This window comes from Streptomyces sp. NPDC016459, from assembly GCF_040632845.1.
Taxonomy (GTDB): domain Bacteria; phylum Actinomycetota; class Actinomycetes; order Streptomycetales; family Streptomycetaceae; genus Streptomyces.
This window is the reverse complement of record NZ_JBEYCR010000006.1, coordinates 214741-231404: the sequence shown is the minus strand read 5'-3', so window position 1 is coordinate 231404 and position 16664 is coordinate 214741. Positions and strand designations below refer to the sequence as shown.

Below are 16664 nucleotides of genomic sequence, written 5' to 3'. Positions count from 1 at the left end.
GCGGCGCCATGCTGCTGACACTTCCGCATGGTGGGCGGCGGGTGTCCACCTGCTGGGCGGCGCGGTGGCGCATCTCGCCTCTGCCGCCACATCGCTGCAGGCCAGAGCGGTGAGTGCGGGTCTGCCAGGTGGCGCAATACTGCCGCAACACCATCGGGGGCGGGCCGCCGCTACGTTCCTTGCCATGCCCGCCGAACCCGCCCCCGCCGCCCGTCCCGCCGCCGCCGCCCGCCGTCGGCGGCTGCGTGCGGACCGGGCGCGGCAGCTCGCCGACCTGCTGCGCCACCAGATCCTGGCGGGTGCCTTCCCGGGCGGGGTGCTGCCGCTGGAGGACGTGATCGCGGCCGACCACAGGGCGAGCCGGAACACCGTCCGGCAGGCTCTGGACCTGTTGCGGGGCGAGCGGTTCGTCGAGCGGCAGCCGGGGGTCGGCACGGTGGTGGTGTGCGAGAAGTATCCGCACGCCCTCGACCGCCTCCAGGGGCTCGCCGAGACCCTGCGCGAGCACGGGCGGGTCACCAACGAGGTCAGGACCGTGGGTCCGGTCTCCGCCCCCGGCCCGGTGGCCCACCGGCTCGGACTCCCGGCGCACACGGACGTGCTGTGCGTGGAACGGCTGCGGCGGCTCGACGGGCTGCCGCTCTCCCTCGACCTGTCGTACCTCCCGATGGACATCGGGGGTGAACTCCTCGGCTGCGACCTGGAGAACACCGATGTGTTCCGCCTCCTCGAAGAGCTGACCGGTGGCCCGCTCGGACACGCGGAGATCACCCTGGAGGCCGTCAACGCCGATGCGCACTCCGCCGCCGTCCTCCAGGCGCCCCGCGGGGCCGCCGTCCTGATGCTGGAGCGGTTGACCTGTCTGCCCGACGGGCGCCCGGTGGACCTGGAGTTCATCCGGTTCCGCGGCGACCGCATCACCATGAGCGGCGTCCTGCGCCGCTCCCCCTGAAGCCTCGATCCACCCTCTTCCCCACCTTCCTGGAGACAGCCGTGCCCCTGGTCCCCCAGCGCACCGACGTGCCCGTGACCATCGACGAGTCGAAGTGCATCGACGGATGCACGCTCTGCGTCGACATGTGCCCGCTGGACTCCCTCGCGATCCGGCAGGAGGACGGCAAGGCGTACATGCACGTGGACGAGTGCTGGTACTGCGGTCCGTGCGCCGCCCGCTGCCCCACCGGCGCGGTCACCGTCAACATGCCCTACCTGCTCCGGTGAAAGGCCGAACTCCCATGTCCCGAGCGCGACTTCCGCTGCTCCTCCCGCTGGCCCTGATACTGCCGCTCGCCACCGCGTGCGGTGACGGGTCCGGCGCCGGGGGGCCGTCGGACGGGAAGACGGTCACGGTGACCGTCGGCTACCAGTCGAAGACCATCAACACCGTCACCGCCGGAACCCTGCTGCGTTCCCTCGGCTACTTCGAGGAGGAGCTCGCGGCCCGGGGCCGGAAGGACGGCGTCACGTACCGGGTCGCCTGGCAGGACTACGCGACCGGGGCACCGATCACGGCGCAGATGACGGCGGGGAAGATCGACATCGGATCGATGGGCGACTTCCCGCTGCTGATCAACGCGGCGCGGGGCAAGCAGCTCAAGGAGCCCACCCGGCTCGTCGCGGTGACCGGTTACAACCTGCGCGGCGGTCTCAACACCGTGGTCACCGCGCCCGGTTCGCCACTGCGGTCACTGGCTGACCTCAAGGGCCGCAAGGTGTCGACCAGTGTCGGCTCGGCCGCCGACGGCACGCTCGTACGGGCGCTGCGGCGCGCCGGAATCGACCCCGCCAAGGAGGTCCGCAAGCTCAACCAGCAGCCCAGCGTCGGGGCCTCGGCCCTGGCGGCGGGCAGTGTCGACGCCCTGTCCCAGTTCGTCGCCTGGCCCGGTCTCCTCGCCTACCAGGGCAGGGCCACAGCCCTGTACGACGGGGCCGAGCTGAATCTGGCCACCTTCCACGGGGTCACGGTCCGGGAGGAGTTCGCCGAGCGGCGGCCCGCCGTCCTCGACGCCTTCCTGCGCGCCCAGCGCCGGGCCACGGACCATCTGCGGACCCGGCCGGTCGCCGCGGCGGAGACGGTGGCCGAGGAGACCGGACTGCCCGCCGAGGTGGTCCACCTCTACAACGGCGCGCAGGGCATCGCGACCTTCGATCCGGCGCTCCGCCCGGAGCTGATCGCCGCGCTCAAGGAGGACGTACCGGTCCTGAAGGAGGCCGGTCTGGTGAAGGACGTGGACGTGGACGCCTTCGTCGACGCGGCGCCGCTGCGGCGGGCGGTGCCGGACCTGGCGTACCCGAAGGCGACCGCCGCGAAGCCCGAACTGTGGCTGAGGGGGCACACCTCGACCCGTACCTTCGACAGCCCCGCGCAGCTGCTCAAGGCCGTCAGGGGCGCCTCGGTGCGGGCCGCCTACGTGCCGGACGCGGTGACCGGGACGCCGTGGTTCGCGGACCGGGCCGTGTGGGTCGCGGACGGCTCGCGGTGGCTCGCCTTCATGACCCGGTCCGGGGCGGAACGGTACGTCGCCGGGCACGTCGGCTCCCGGACCGTGGCGTACGCGGACGCCGTGCGGCTCGCCTCATGAGTGCCGCCCGCCGCCTGGTCCGGGGGGCGTCCCCGCTCGCGGCCCTCGGCCTCTGGCAGCTGCTGACCTCGTTCGACGTGAACCTGTGGCTGCGGTTCGAGCAGTTCCCGACGGTCGTCGAGGTCGCCTCCGCCCTCGCCGACCGGGTCGGCACCGAGGCGTACTGGCAGGACCTCGGTCACAGCCTGCGGCGGATCGCGGTCGGCTTCCTCCTCGCCGCCGTCCTCGGTGTGGCGGCCGGGACGGCCGTCGCCCGGTCCCGGTGGGCCTCCGACCTCCTGGACCCGCTGGTGGAGGTGGCGCGCCCGATCCCCGCCATCGCCCTGGTGCCGGTCGCGATCCTGCTGCTGCCCACCAACGAGCAGGGCATCGTCTTCATCACCTGCGCGGCGGCCCTCTTCCCGGTGCTCGTGTCGACCCGGCACGCCGTGCGCGCCCTGGACCCGGTGTGGGAGGAGGCCGTCCTCACCCTCGGCGGGGGCCGGGTGCGCGTCCTGTTCTCAGTGGTGCTGCCGGGCGCCCTGCCGGGCATCTTCGGCGGCCTCTCCGTGGGCATCGGCGTCGCGTGGATCTGTGTGATCTCGGCGGAGATGATCTCCGGCGAGTACGGGGTGGGCTACCGCACCTGGCAGGACTACACGGTCGTCGACTACCCGGGGGTCTTCGTCGGCATGGCCACCATCGGCGTCCTGGGCCGGCTCACCTCCACCGCCGTCGAGTCGCTCGGCCGCCGGGTCACCGCGTGGCTGCCGAGCCCGGTCGAGCGGGGCGCGCCCGGACCCACACGCGCGGTGAGCCGCCCCACGACTCCCCCTCCGGCCCCCTCCCCCGCCCCCGTACCCCTGCCAGAGAAGGAGCCGGTGCCATGAGGACCGTGAACCGATCCACCGTGGCCGGAGGCGCGGCAGGAGACCCAGCCGCCGTGGCCGCGGACCCGTCCGGCGGGGTCTCGGGCCCGTCCACCGTCATCGCGGACCCATCCACCGTGGCCGCGGACCCGTCCGGCGGGGTCGCGGGCCCGTCCACCGTCATCGCGGACCCGTCCACCGTGGCCGCGGACCCGTCCGGCGGCGCCGCAGGACCGTCCGCCCTGTCCGGGGATCCGGCAGTCGACGGGGCCGCCGGGCCCGCCGTTCCCGTCGGCGCGGATCTGGCCCTGCACGGTGTGCGGCTGGGCCACCGTGACGGGGTCGCCGTGCCAGGACCCGTCGGGCTGCGGATCGCGCCCGGCGAGCTGCTGACCGTCGTCGGGCCCTCCGGCTGCGGCAAGACCACCCTGCTGCGCACCCTCGCCGGGCTGCTGCCCCCGCTGCAGGGGCAGGTCACCCAGGACGGGGTGCCGGTGAGGGGTCCCGGCGCAGACCGGGCCGTGGTCTTCCAGCACGACGCCCTGCTCCCCTGGCGGTCGGTCCTTGCCAACGTGGAACTGCCGCTGGCGATCCGCCGGGTCCCCCGGGCGGAGCGGCGCCGCTCCGCCCGGGAGTGGCTGGACCGGGTCGGTCTCGGCGGACACGCTCACAAGCTGCCGCACCAGCTGTCCGGCGGGCAGCGGCAGCGGGTGCAGCTGGCCCGGGCCCTCGCCGGGCGGCCGCGCGCGGTCCTGATGGACGAGCCGTTCGGCGCGCTCGACGCCCACACCCGGGCCGGGATGCAGGACCTCCTCGTGGAGATCCTGCGCGGCACCGGCGCGACCGTCGTCTTCGTCACGCACGACGTGGACGAGGCGCTCCATCTCGGCGACAGGATCGTCCTGTTCGCGTCCGGTGAGGTCCTGGACGTACCGCACCCGCGCGTACGGGAGGCCCGGGACGCGCCGGCCACGACCGCGCTGCGCCGCCGCGTCCTCGACTCCCTCTGACTCCCTCCGGGGAGTCCGCCGCCGGACACCCCGAAGCCGAACGCTCCGAAAGGTTCCCCCGTGGACACCCTCCTGACCGTGCCCGATCCCGCCGACGCGACCGAACTCTCCTGCGACGTGCTCGTCATCGGCGGCGGCACCGCCGGCACCATGGCCGCGCTGACCGCCGCCGAACGCGGGGCGAGCGTCCTGCTCCTGGAGAAGGCGCACGTCAGGCACTCCGGCGCGCTGGCCATGGGCATGGACGGCGTCAACAACGCGGTCGTGCCGGGCCGCGCCGAACCCGACGACTACGTCGCCGAGATCACCCGCGCCAACGACGGCCTGGTGGACCAGTCGACGGTCCGGCAGACGGCGACCCGCGGCTTCGGCATGGTCCAGCGCCTGGAGTCGTACGGAGTGAAGTTCGAGAAGGACGAGCACGGGGAGTACGCGGTCCGCCAGGTCCACCGGTCCGGTTCGTACGTGCTCCCCATGCCCGAGGGCAAGGACGTGAAGAAGGTCCTGTACCGGCAGTTGCGCCGGCGGGAGATGCGGGAGCGGATCCGGATCGAGAACCGGGTCATGCCGGTCCGGATCCTCACCCGTCCGGAGGACGGCCGGGCGGTCGGCGCGGCCGGCTTCCACACCCGTACCGGCGCCTTCGTCGTCGTCAGGGCGGGCGCGGTGATCCTGGCCACCGGTCCCTGCGGGCGCCTGGGCCTGCCCGCCTCCGGCTACCTGTACGGGACGTACGAGAACCCGACGAACGCGGGCGACGGCTACGCGATGGCCTACCACGCGGGGGCGGCGCTCACCGGCATCGAGTGCTTCCAGATCAACCCGCTGATCAAGGACTACAACGGCCCGGCCTGCGCGTACGTCGCCAATCCGTTCGGCGGCTACCAGGTGAACCGGCACGGCGAGCGGTTCGTGGAGTCGGACTACTGGTCGGGGCAGATGATGGCCGAGTTCGCGGCCGAGCTCGCTTCGGACCGGGCCCCGGTCTATCTCAAGCTGAGCCACCTCCCCGAGGAGACCGTCGGCGCCGTCGAGTCGATCCTGCACACGACGGAGCGGCCGACCAGGGGCACCTTCCACGAGGGCCGGGGGCACGACTACCGGACCCATGACATCGAGATGCACATCTCCGAGATCGGCCTGTGCGGCGGGCATTCCGCCTCGGGGGTACGCGTGGACTCCCACGCGCGGACGACGGTGCCCCGGCTGTACGCGGCCGGCGACCTGGCCTCCGTACCGCACAACTACATGATCGGCGCGTTCGTCTTCGGTGACCTCGCGGGTGAGGACGCGTCCCAGTACCGCGCGTACGAAGGGGAGTTGGACGCCGAGCAGATCCGGTCGGCCCATGAACTCGTCTACCGGCCGCTGCGGCACCCCGAGGGCCCGCCGCAGCAGCAGGTCGAGTACAAGCTGCGGCGGTTCGTTAACGACTACGTCGCACCGCCGAAGACGGGCGCGAAGCTCTCCCTGGCCGTCGAGGCCTTCACCCGGATGTCGGAGGAGATCGCCGGGATGGGGGCGCGCACGGCGCACGAGCTGATGCGGTGCGCGGAGGTGTCGTTCATCCGGGACTGCGCCGAGATGGCGGCGCGGGCCTCGCTCGCCCGGACGGAGTCGCGCTGGGGCCTCTACCACGAGCGGCTCGACCACCCGGAGCGGGACGACACGGGCTGGCTGCACCACCTCGATCTGCGCAAGTCGCCCTCCGGGGCGATGGAGTTCACGGCGCGGCCGGTCGAGCCGTACGTGGTGCCGGTGCCGGAGTTCGCACCGCGGGACGGGCCGGAGCGGCACCTCGGGGAGGTGACGCTGGTGCCGGTCGCCACGGCCGGTCCCCGGGAGTGGGCACCCGCGGCGCGTCCGGGTACGGATCGGGCGGGTCCGGTCGACTCCCCGGCGGTCGCGGCGCCGCACCCCCGGCTGCTGCGGCTGCTCTCGCTCGTCGAGGAGTCCCCCGGCCTGGACGCGCTCGCCCCCTATCTGGACGACGCCGATCCGTCGGTACGGGCCGCCGCCGCCACGGCCGTCGGCGAGATCGCGCCCGCCGGCGCGGGCCCGGTGCTCGCCGAGCGGCTGCGGGACGAGGCGCCCCGGGTCAGGGCCGCCGCCTCGGCCGCGCTGCGCGAGCTGGTGGAGGTGCTGCCCGCCGAGCCGGTGCTCGGGAAGGGGCTGCGGGAGGCGCTCGCCGTGCCGGACGCGACCGTACGGTCCGCCGCCCTCGACGTCCTGCGGGCGCTGCGGCTCGGGGACGCCTCCGTGTACGCGGGGGCGCTCGGGGACGAGGTCGTGGAGGTACGGGTCCAGGCGGTGCGGGCCCTGGTCTCGGTGGACGCGGTCGCGGAGCTGTCGGCGGCCGCGTCCGATCCGGCCCGGGAGGTACGGGTCGCGGTGGCGCGCGGTCTGGCGGCCGTGCGGAACCGGGCACCGGGACCGCTCGGTCCGCTGCTCGACGACCCCGACCCGCTGGTGCGCGGCGCGGCCCTCGGGGCCCTGGCCGGCACGGGCTGCCCGCCCGGGTACGCGGCGAGGGCCGGGGCGGCGCTGCGCGATCCCGCCTGGCAGGTCAGGTCGGGCGCCGCGACCGCGCTCCGGGCCGCCTCCGCGGCGGTGGCGGTCCCCGCCCTCGCCGGGGCGCTCGCCGACCCGAACCCGGACGTGCGCAAGGCGGCCGTCCTCTCGCTCCTCGACCATCGCGCCGACCCCTCGGCGCGCACCGCGCTCGCGGGGGCGGCCGACGACGCCGACGCGGACGTCCGCGCCTACGCGGCGCGCGCCGCGCGGGGGCTCGTGGGTGTGTCCTCGCAGGTCCGTACGGTGCCCCCGGGCGGGTGATCTTCGGCGGCACCTGGGTGAACGCACGCATGCGCGGCGGTGGAACGGGGAAGGGGCGCACGGCGCACGCAGCGCGCAGGACGACGAGGAGGTGGTGCCGGTGTCGGGGCCGACGACCGGAGAGGAGGTGGGAGCACCGTGCTGGCTGAGTCTCAACGCACACGATCTGGACGCGGCGGAGCGCTTCTACGGGGCCGTGCTGGGCTGGACGTTCCGGCGGGGGCACGGGGAGCGGGAGTACGCGGTCGGTGAGCTGGGCGAGGTGCCTGTGGCCGGGATCGCGGCCGTCGCCGCCGAGCTCTCCGTACCGGTGTCCTGGACGGCGTTCTTCGCCGTGGACGACGCCGACACGGCCGTGGCGCGGATCCGGGAGCGCGGCGGCACCGTCGGCGTGGGTCCGGTCGCCTACCCGCCCGAGGGGCGTGCGGCGCTGGCGACCGACCGGGAGGGAGCGGCGTTCGGCGTGTGGCAGGGGCGGACGGAGTCCCACTGGCACATCGGCGAGCACTCGGCGCCCGCCTGGCTGGAGCTGCACACGCGGGACGCCTTCGACGCGGCCGTCTTCTACGGCGAGGTGCTCCGCTGGGCGGACGAGGGGCCGGGGCGCTTCGAGGTGTCGTACGAGCAGGACAAGGTGGTGCTGCGGCGCGACGGCGAGGCCCTCGCCCGGCTGAACAGCGGTCCGGTCGAGTCGGGATCGCCCCGGCCGCAGCTGCGGCCGCGCTGGCTGGTGCGGTTCCGGGTGCCGGACCCCGAGGCGGCGACGGCCGCGGTCCTCGCCCACGGCGGGACCGTGGTGCCGGGTGACGACTGGGGCGGGGTGCTCGGTCCCGAGGAGGCCGAGGCGCGCCGTGTGGTGGTGGTGCGGGACCCGGACGGGGCGCTCTTCACGCTGGAGGCGGCCGAGGACGTCAAGGTCTGAGCGTGGGCCGGTGCGGGCCCGGGTGCGTCTCCCCGGGCCCGCACCGGCCGACGCTCGGACGGTGTCCGACCGGTCTCCGGTCAGGCCGCCGCCCCGGAGGGGGTGCGCGGCACGGCGTCCGGTTCCCCGTCCGCCCGGTCGTCCGAGGGCGTGGCCGGGGCCCTGGTGGGGATGAGGACGGCGGCGAGCAGGCCGACCCCGCAGCCGATGAGCATGGCGACGCGGAAGCCGTTCTCGGACGGCAGGGCGCGGCCGCCCGGGGTCGTGGTCATCCGGGCGAGGACGACACCGAGGAGGGCGAGCGGCGCCTCGACGCCGACCGCGACGCGAACGTCGCGGGTCTCGACCGGGTCATGGAGCACTGGTCACCGCAGGACGTGGCCCGCTTCGCGGCCTACCTCGAACGCGTCAACCGGGACATCGAGCGCCTGGAGGGGCGCCCCTGGCCGCGCCCCTGAGGTGCCCCGCCCCCTCCGCATTCGCATCGTCAGAACTCTTTACGCGCCGGGCGGGCGGCGATACGTTCCCGCCCACGCAAGAGGTTTCAGCAAGTTTCCGACAGCGTTTCCAGAGGGCTTCGACTCCCGTCCGGGGCAGAGCTCTGCCCCGGGGACGCGCGGTCCTGCCTGGAGATGCCGATGACCACCGCCCACGGGCCGATACGTCCGCGAGGACTGACATCCACTCAGAGACGGCTGGCCCTGCGGCCGTTGTCCGCCCTGGCGGTCGCCGCCGGGCTCCTCGGCCTGGTGGCCGCGCCGCCCGGCGAGACCTCCCCCCGCACCGCCCCGGCCGCGGCCGCCGCCGAGAACACCGCCACGGTCTTCTACTGGACCAAGACGAAGAACTGGGTCTCCTACCGACTGCATTACGCCCCTGACGGCGGTTCCTGGACCACGGTCCCGGGCGTCGCCATGGAGGCCGCCTGTACGGACTGGGTCAAGAAGACCGTCGCCCTGGGCGCGGCCACCGGCCTCCAGGCCACCTTCACCGACGGCAGCGGCACCTGGGACAACAACGGCGGCAGGAACTACGCCCTGGGCACCGGCTCCCTCACCGTCAGGGACGGGGTCGTCGCCCACTCCGACCCCTGCGCGGGCACCACCCCCACGCCCGCCCCCTCCGCCAGGGCGACGGTGTACTACTCCACCGAGGCGCTCGGCTGGTCGACCGTCAACGTCCACTACCAGCCCGCGGGCGGCGCCTGGACGGCCGTGCCCGGCGCGGGCATGCGGGCCGCCTGCGCCGGCTGGTGGAAGCGCGAGATCGACCTCGGGACGGCCGCCTCCCTCAAGGCCGCCTTCAACAACGGCAACGGCGTCTGGGACAACAACGGGGGCGCCGACTACACCCTCGGGGCGGGCACGAGCACCGTACGGAACAACGTGGTGACGGCGAACGCGACCGATCCGTGCGCCGCCGCGACCCCCGACACCCAGGCGCCGACCGCGCCCGGCCGGCCGACCGCCGCCGCCGACGGCGTCTCGGTGCTGCTCACCTGGGCTCCCGCCACCGACGACAGGGGCGTGACGAAGTACCAGATCACCCGGGTCGGCGGCACTGGCGGCACGGTCGTGACCGACGTCGGTTCGACCGTGTTCTCCGACACGGGCCTCGCCGAACGGACCGCGTACACCTACACGGTGAAGGCCGTGGACGCCGCGGGCAACGTCTCCGCCGCCTCGGCGCCCGCGACCGCCACCACCGGGGACAGGCCGGCGAACCCGGGCACCGGCAGGCCCCTCGGCACCGACCCGCGCAAGGACCCGATCTACTTCGTCCTCACCGCACGCTTCAACGACGGGGAGCCGTCGAACAACCGGGGCGGCAGCCAGCACGTCACGTCGGGCAACGCGGCCCACGACGACCCCATGTTCCGGGGCGACTTCAAGGGCCTCATCCAGAAGCTCGACTACGTCAAGGGCCTCGGGTTCTCGGCGATCTGGGTCACACCCGTGGTCCTCAACCGGTCCGACTACGACCACCACGGCTACCACGGCTGGGACTTCTACAAGGTCGACCCCCGTCTGGAGTCGGCCGGCGCCTCCTACCAGGACCTGATCGACGCGGCCCACGCCAAGGGCATGAAGATCTACCAGGACGTCGTCTACAACCACTCCTCCCGCTGGGGCGCCAAAGGCCTGTTCACGCCCACCGTGTACGGCGTCCGGGACAGCCAGTGGAGCTGGTACTACGACGAGAGGCAGCCCGGCTTCGAGTACGACGGCCTGACGGTCGACGCGAAGTCCGGGAAGTCGTACTACAACGGTGACCTGTGGTCGACGGCCGAACCCACCGGCAACACCTGCCTCAACTGGGGCAAGCCGACGGGAGGCAGGAGCGCCGAGGGTTACACCGTCTACAACTGCCAGTGGCCGAGCCCGACGTCCGGGATGTTCCCCAGGTCGCTCTTCCACCAGTGCTGGATCGGCAACTGGGAGGGTGAGGACTCCCGTTCCTGCTGGCTGCACGAGGACCTGGCCGACTTCGACACCGAGAAGCCGGCCGTGCAGAACTACCTGATCGGCGCCTACAACAAGTACATCGACATGGGCGTCGACGGCTTCCGCGTCGACACGGCCGTACACATCCCGCGGACCACCTGGAACCGCCGCTTCCTCCCCGCGATCCAGGAACGGGTGACGCAGCGGCACGGCGCCGAGGCCGCGAGGAACTTCTTCGTCTTCGGCGAGGTCGCCGCCTTCGTCAACGACAAGTGGAACCGCGGCTCGGTGAACCACTCGGCGCAGTTCTTCACCTGGAAGGAGCGCAGGGAGTACGACGCCGACGACACCAAGGCCGCCCTGGAGATGTACGACTACGAGCAGCAGCAGGGGACTGGCAGCCAGCCCACCTCCACCAACGCCTTCCTGGACGGCAACAGCTACCACACGCCCGACCGCAGCCGCTTCTCCGGCATGAACGTCATCGACATGCGCATGCACATGAACTTCGGCGGCGCGTCCAACGCCTTCCACAACGGCAAGGACTCGGACGACAGTTACCACGACGCCACGTACAACGTCGTCTACGTCGACAGCCACGACTACGGCCCCAACAAGTCGAGCGAGCGGTACACGGGCGGCACCGAAGCCTGGGCCGAGAACATGTCCCTGATGTGGACCTTCCGCGGCATCCCGACGCTGTACTACGGCTCCGAGATCGAGTTCCAGAAGGGGAGGAGGATCGACTGCGGGCCGTCCTGCCCGCTCGCCACGACCGGTCGCGCGTACTTCGGCGAGCACGTCGCCGGCTCGGTCACGGCCTCCGACTTCTCCCAGGTCTCCTCGGCGTCCGGAACCGTCGCCGTCACTCTCCAGCAGCCCCTGGTGAAGCACGTCCAGCGGCTCAACCAGATCCGCCGCGCGATCCCCGCGCTCCAGACGGGCCAGTACTCCACCGAGGGCGTCTCGGGCGGCATGGCGTTCAAGCGCCGCTACACCAGCGGCTCGACGGACAGCTTCGCCCTCGTCACGATCTCGGGCGGCGCCACCTACACGGGCATCCCGAACGGCACGTACACCGACGCCGTCACCGGCGACGTGCGGACCGTGACCACCGGCACCCTCTCGGTCGCCGCCCCCGGCAAGGGCAACCTGCGGGCGTACGTCCTGAACGGCCCCGGCAAGATCGGCGCCGCTGGTCCGTACCTGAAGTAGCCGGATGAAAAGGGGCGGGGAGGACGAAACCCTGCCCCTTCCGGCACCCTTCGGTCAACAGTGCGTAACGCGAACAGGCTTCTCGGGCAGAAGTCTTCCCTCCGCCGCACGAGTCTGGGATCTTGCGTCCACCCCACACATCACAGGGCCCGGCCGGCGCCACCCGCGCCACCGGGTCATCGGAGGACGCATTGTTTTCCCTCATATCCAGCCGGTTGAGAGCGTCGGCCATCGCCGTCGCCGCCCTCGGTACGACCGTGGCGCTCGCCGCCCCCGCCGGATTCGCCCAGGCAGCACCGTCGGACACCGCGCCCGTCGCGGCCCGTTCGGCGGGGGCGACGACGGCCACCACCTCCGCGGCGGCACCGGCGGCCTGGGCCGCGGGCACCCGCGCGTACCTGGTGATCACGGCGCCCGGAGGCACGTCGGCCGTCAGCGGCGCCGTCGCGAGCAGCGGCGGTTCGGTCTTCGCGACCTATGACGCGATCGGCGTGATCGTGGCGCACTCGGCGTCCGCGTCGTTCGCCTCGGCGATGCGCGCGGTCGGCGGCGTCCAGCAGGTCGGGGCGACCCGTACGTCCGACGTCCCCGCCGACGCGTACAACCCGGCGCTCCCCGCGAACCCGTCGCAGTCGACGACCACGCTGACGGAGTCGAACCGCTGGGACATGACCCAGATCAAGGCCGACCAGGCCTGGGCGGTCACCACCGGTTCGGCGTCGGTGAAGGTCGGCGTCCTCGACACCGGCGTGGACGACCGGCACCAGGACATCGCGCCCAACTTCAACGCCGCCGACTCGGCCTCCTGCGCCTACGGCAAGGCGGACACGCGCGCGGGTGCCTGGCGGGACGTCGGCACCCACGGCACGCACGTCGCGGGCACGATCGCCGCCGCCAAGAACGGCAAGGGCGTCATCGGCGTCGCGCCGGCCGTGAAGATCTCCTCCGTCCGCATCGCGGAGCCGACCAGCAGCCTGTTCTTCGCGGAGAACACGATCTGCGGCTTCATGTGGGCCGGTGACCACGGTTTCAAGGTCACCAACAACAGCTACTACACGGACCCGTGGCAGTTCAACTGCCCGGACAACGTGGACCAGGCCGCCATCATCGAGGGTGTCCGCCGGGCCCAGGAGTACGCCGAGGGCAGGGGTTCGCTCCAGGTGGCCGCCGCGGGCAACTCCAACTACGACCTGGCGAACAAGACGACCGACTCCGAGAGCCCCAACGACTCGACCCCGGTCACCCGCACGATCACCAACGCCTGCATCGACATCCCGACGGAGCTTCCCGGCGTCGTGACGGTGGCCGCACAGGGCAACGGCGGCGCCAAGGCCTCGTACTCGAACTTCGGCAACGGCGTGATCGACATCGCCGCCCCCGGCGGCGACGGCGCCTCCGGTGTCTACTCGACGCTCCCCGGCGGCAAGTACGGCAACATGAACGGCACGTCGATGGCCTCCCCGCACGTGGCCGGCGTCGCGGCGCTGATCGCGAGCGTCAACCCGGCGTTCACCCCGGCGCAGATCCGCGACCAACTGGGCGTCCAGGCCACGGACCGCGCGTGCCCCTCGGACACCCGCTGCAAGGGCACCACCACCAAGAACGGCTTCTTCGGTGAGGGCGCGGTCGACGCCCTGAAGGCCGTCGGCGGCACGACCCCGCCGCCCGGCGCGTACTTCGAGAACCTGACCGACGTGGCCATCGCCGACAACGCCACGGCCGAGAGCCCCATCACGGTCAGCGGCGTGACGGGCAACGCCCCCGCCACGCTCAAGGTGGGCGTGGACATCAAGCACACCTACATCGGTGACCTGAAGGTCGATCTGGTGGCACCGGACGGCTCCGTGTACACGGTGCACAACCGGACCGGCAGCGGCACGGACAACATCGTCCAGACGTTCACGGTCAACGCCTCCGCGGAGGTGGCGAACGGTGTCTGGAAGCTCCGCGTGAACGACAACGCGAGCCAGGACACGGGCACGATCGCCGCCTGGAACCTGACTTTCTGACACGCAAGTCCCGCCTTCACGCGACCCTTTGACGGGGCCGGAGCCGACTGGGCTCGGGCCCCGTTCGCGTACGCCGGGAGAAAAAAGTCCGTACTGGGGGGTAGGCCTGCCCGCACCCCTTGCTATACGTTCCGTCTAACAAGCTTGCTAGACACGACGTCTAACAAGCTGCCGAGCCGATCGCGCGACCCGAGGAGCCGCACCATGGCAAGCAGCACCGTTCGCCCGGACCATCACGACGAGGACGTCGCGGGGCGGTTGCTCCGGTCGGCCGCCAAACTGTCCTACGACCCCGCCGTCGAGGTCGACTGGGACACCCCCCTCGACAAGGACTTCCACGGCCAGAGCCCCGAGTGGAACTCCCTCTACGGCACCGCGTACTGGAACGAGATGACCGAGGAGCAGCGCAAGGAGCTGACCCGGCAGGAGTCCGCCTCGGTCGCCAGCACCGGCATCTGGTTCGAGATGATCCTCCAGCAGATGGTGCTCCGCGACATCTACCGCATGGACCACACCGACCCCCGGTTCCAGTGGGCCCTGACCGAGATCGCCGACGAGTGCCGGCACTCCATCATGTTCGCCCGGGGCTCGCAGAAGCTCGGCGCGCCCCCGTACCGGCCCAGGCGGGCCGTCATGGAGCTCGGGCGCTTCATGAAGACCGTCGGCTTCGGCGAGGCCGCGTACGCCGGCATCCTCGTCGCCGAGGAGGTCCTCGACGTCATGCAGCGCGACTGGATGCGCGACGAGCGGGTCGTCCCCTTCGTCCGCACCATCAACAACATCCATGTCGTCGAGGAATCCCGGCACATGAAGTTCGCCCGGGACGAGACGCGCCGCCACCTCGCACGCGCGAGCAGGCCTCGCCGTCACTTCCAGGCCCTCGTGGTCGCCGTCGCCGCGTACTACATCATCACCAGCCTGGTGAACCCCGAGGTGTACGTGCGGGCCGGCCTCGACCCCGAGCGCGCCCGCCGTGAGGCCGCCGCCAACGAGCACTACAAGGCGCAGCTGCGCGCCAGTTGCTCCGGACTCATGGAGTTCCTCTCCGACGTCGGGATGCTGACCAGGCCCGCGCTCTTCTTCTACCAGCGCGCCCACCTCGTCTGACCCCTCCGAGCCGAGCAGAGCAGAGCCGACGACATGACCTACGCGATCACCCAGACCTGCTGCAACGACGCCACCTGCGTCGCCGTCTGCCCGGTCAACTGCATCCATCCGGCGCCCGGGGAGGCTGACTTCGGGACGACGGAGATGCTGTACATCGACCCCGAGACCTGCATCGACTGCGGCGCCTGCGCCGACGCCTGCCCCGTCGACGCGATCTTCCCGGCGGACCGTCTCAGCGCACGGCTGCGGGAGTACGAGGCGATCAACGCGGAGTACTACGCGGACCGTACGCCCGCGCCCGCCACGGCCTCGCCCACCTTCCACGCCTGGGGCGCCCCCTCGTTCCACCGCTCGTTGCCCTCCGACTTCGCGCCGCTGCGGATCGCGGTCGTAGGCACGGGACCCGCGGGCATGTACGCCGCCGAGGACCTGCTCCTGCACACCGACGCCGAGGTGACGCTGATCGACCGGCTGCCGGTGGCGGGCGGGCTCGTCCGGTACGGGGTGGCGCCGGACCATCCGGCGACCAAGGGCGCGGGCGAGACGCTCGCCCGCTTCCACGCCCACCCCCGGGTCCGGATGCGGCTCGGCGTGGAGATCGGCAAGGACGTCACCGCCGAGGAGGTCGCCGCGCACCACGACGCGGTGATCTACGCGGTGGGCGCGCCCTCCGACCGGCGGCTCGGCATCCCGGGCGAGGACCTGCCCGGCAGCGTCTCGGCGACCTCCGTCGTCTCCTGGTACAACGCGCATCCCGAGACGGGCGCGGACGCCGTCCGGCTCGCCGCCGAGCGGGTCGTCGTCGTCGGCAACGGCAACGTGGCCCTCGACGTCGCCCGCGTGCTCGTCACGGACCCGGCCGACCTCGCCGGTACGGACATCGCCGACCACGCCCTCGCGGCCCTGCGCGCCCACCGGGTCCGCGAGGTGGTGCTGCTCGGCCGCCGGGGCCCCGAGCACGCGGCGTACATCACGTCCGAACTGCTCGCCCTGAAGCACCTGCCAGGGGTGGACCTGGTCGTCGATGACCACGACCCGCGCGTCGGCGCGGCCGTCGACGCGGCCGGCTCGAGGGAGAAGGCCGCGCTGCTGCGGGGCGTGGCCCGGGAGACGGTGGACTGGACGCGGGCGCCCGCGCCCGACCGGCGCCGGATCGTGCTCCGCTTCCACTCCGCCCCGGTCGAGGCGCTCGGCACCGACGGCGTCCGGGCGGTGCGGGTGACCGAGGACGGATCGCCGTCGGGTACGGAGATCGGGGCGGGGCTCCTCGTCCGGGCGATCGGCTACCGCGGTGTCCCGCTGGCGGGGCTGCCCTTCGACGAGGCGACCGGCACGGTGCCGCACGAGGCCGGGCGGGTGACGGGGCTGCCCGGCGGGTACGTCGTCGGCTGGATCAAGCGCGGGCCTTCCGGGGGCATCGGCGCCAACCGGGCCTGTGCGGAGGAGACGGTGGGGACCCTGCTCGCGGACGCGGTCGCCGGGGCGCTGCCGACGCCGAAGGGCACGGAGCGGGAGTTCCGCAGGCTGGCGCGGAGCCGCAGTCGTCACCTGGTCGACGCGCGCGGTCTCGCGGCCATCGACCGGACCGAACGGGCCAGGGGCCAGGCCTCGGGTCGTCCCCGGGTCAAGCTGGCCACGGTGCCTGAGCTCGTCGCGGCGGCGCGGGGCGGACGTCGGCGGCGGAAGGTCTAG

At 72.8% G+C, this 16664-nt stretch carries 11 protein-coding genes and 2 pseudogenes; 12 read left to right on the top strand and 1 reads right to left on the bottom strand.

Going from position 1 to position 16664, the window contains the following annotated elements; genetic code table 11:
- Positions 1 to 184: 184 nt before the first annotated feature.
- The 7 genes from ABZ567_RS17815 to ABZ567_RS17785 all read left to right on the top strand — a co-directional run bounded on the left by ABZ567_RS17815 (position 185) and on the right by ABZ567_RS17785 (position 8197).
- Entirely contained in the window at positions 185 to 952 is a 768-nt protein-coding gene (locus tag ABZ567_RS17815; RefSeq protein ID WP_360790463.1) for a GntR family transcriptional regulator, read from the top strand.
- A 41-nt stretch (positions 953 to 993) separates the two neighbouring features.
- The gene (locus ABZ567_RS17810) at positions 994 to 1221 is read left to right on the top strand and encodes a 4Fe-4S dicluster domain-containing protein (protein WP_073813985.1); all 228 of its coding nucleotides are present in this window, start codon (positions 994 to 996) and stop codon (positions 1219 to 1221) included.
- 14 nt (positions 1222 to 1235) lie between these two features.
- Complete coding sequence (locus ABZ567_RS17805) at positions 1236 to 2582, top strand: ABC transporter substrate-binding protein (RefSeq protein ID WP_360790460.1); 1347 nt, start codon at positions 1236 to 1238, stop codon at positions 2580 to 2582.
- Positions 2579 to 3451 (top strand): ABC transporter permease, encoded by an 873-nt coding sequence (locus ABZ567_RS17800; protein WP_360790458.1) that lies wholly within the window; start codon positions 2579 to 2581, stop codon positions 3449 to 3451. Before ABZ567_RS17805 ends, ABZ567_RS17800 begins: the two co-directional genes overlap by 4 nt.
- A 296-nt stretch (positions 3452 to 3747) precedes the next feature.
- Positions 3748 to 4440: an ABC transporter ATP-binding protein gene (locus ABZ567_RS17795; protein WP_360790914.1), complete on the top strand. Its 693-nt coding sequence runs from the start codon at positions 3748 to 3750 to the stop codon at positions 4438 to 4440.
- A 60-nt stretch (positions 4441 to 4500) separates the two neighbouring features.
- Positions 4501 to 7275 (top strand): fumarate reductase/succinate dehydrogenase flavoprotein subunit, encoded by a 2775-nt coding sequence (locus tag ABZ567_RS17790; RefSeq protein WP_360790455.1) that lies wholly within the window; start codon positions 4501 to 4503, stop codon positions 7273 to 7275.
- A 100-nt stretch (positions 7276 to 7375) separates the two neighbouring features.
- The gene (locus ABZ567_RS17785) at positions 7376 to 8197 is read left to right on the top strand and encodes a VOC family protein (RefSeq protein ID WP_360790453.1); all 822 of its coding nucleotides are present in this window, start codon (positions 7376 to 7378) and stop codon (positions 8195 to 8197) included.
- 80 nt (positions 8198 to 8277) lie between these two features.
- Here the strand turns inward: ABZ567_RS17785 and ABZ567_RS17780 are convergent.
- Positions 8278 to 8496: pseudogene (locus ABZ567_RS17780) on the bottom strand (MFS transporter); the annotation flags it as partial.
- On the opposite strand from ABZ567_RS17780, the pseudogene ABZ567_RS17775 reads away from it, so the two are divergent.
- The 5 genes and pseudogenes from ABZ567_RS17775 to ABZ567_RS17755 form a co-directional block, all read left to right on the top strand.
- Positions 8485 to 8655: pseudogene (locus tag ABZ567_RS17775) on the top strand (MarR family transcriptional regulator); the annotation flags it as partial. The pseudogenes ABZ567_RS17780 and ABZ567_RS17775 sit on opposite strands and share 12 nt — an antisense overlap.
- Before the next feature lie 180 nt (positions 8656 to 8835).
- Entirely contained in the window at positions 8836 to 11856 is a 3021-nt protein-coding gene (locus ABZ567_RS17770) for a carbohydrate binding domain-containing protein (RefSeq protein WP_360790451.1), read from the top strand.
- Between the two features lie 191 nt (positions 11857 to 12047).
- Positions 12048 to 13865, top strand: a complete 1818-nt coding sequence (locus tag ABZ567_RS17765) for a S8 family serine peptidase (RefSeq protein ID WP_360790448.1) — start codon at positions 12048 to 12050, stop codon at positions 13863 to 13865.
- A gap of 204 nt (positions 13866 to 14069) precedes the next feature.
- Complete coding sequence (locus ABZ567_RS17760) at positions 14070 to 14972, top strand: diiron oxygenase (protein WP_360790445.1); 903 nt, start codon at positions 14070 to 14072, stop codon at positions 14970 to 14972.
- 33 nt (positions 14973 to 15005) lie between these two features.
- A complete protein-coding gene (locus tag ABZ567_RS17755; protein ID WP_360790442.1) occupies positions 15006 to 16664 on the top strand; it encodes an FAD-dependent oxidoreductase in 1659 nt (552 codons plus the stop codon).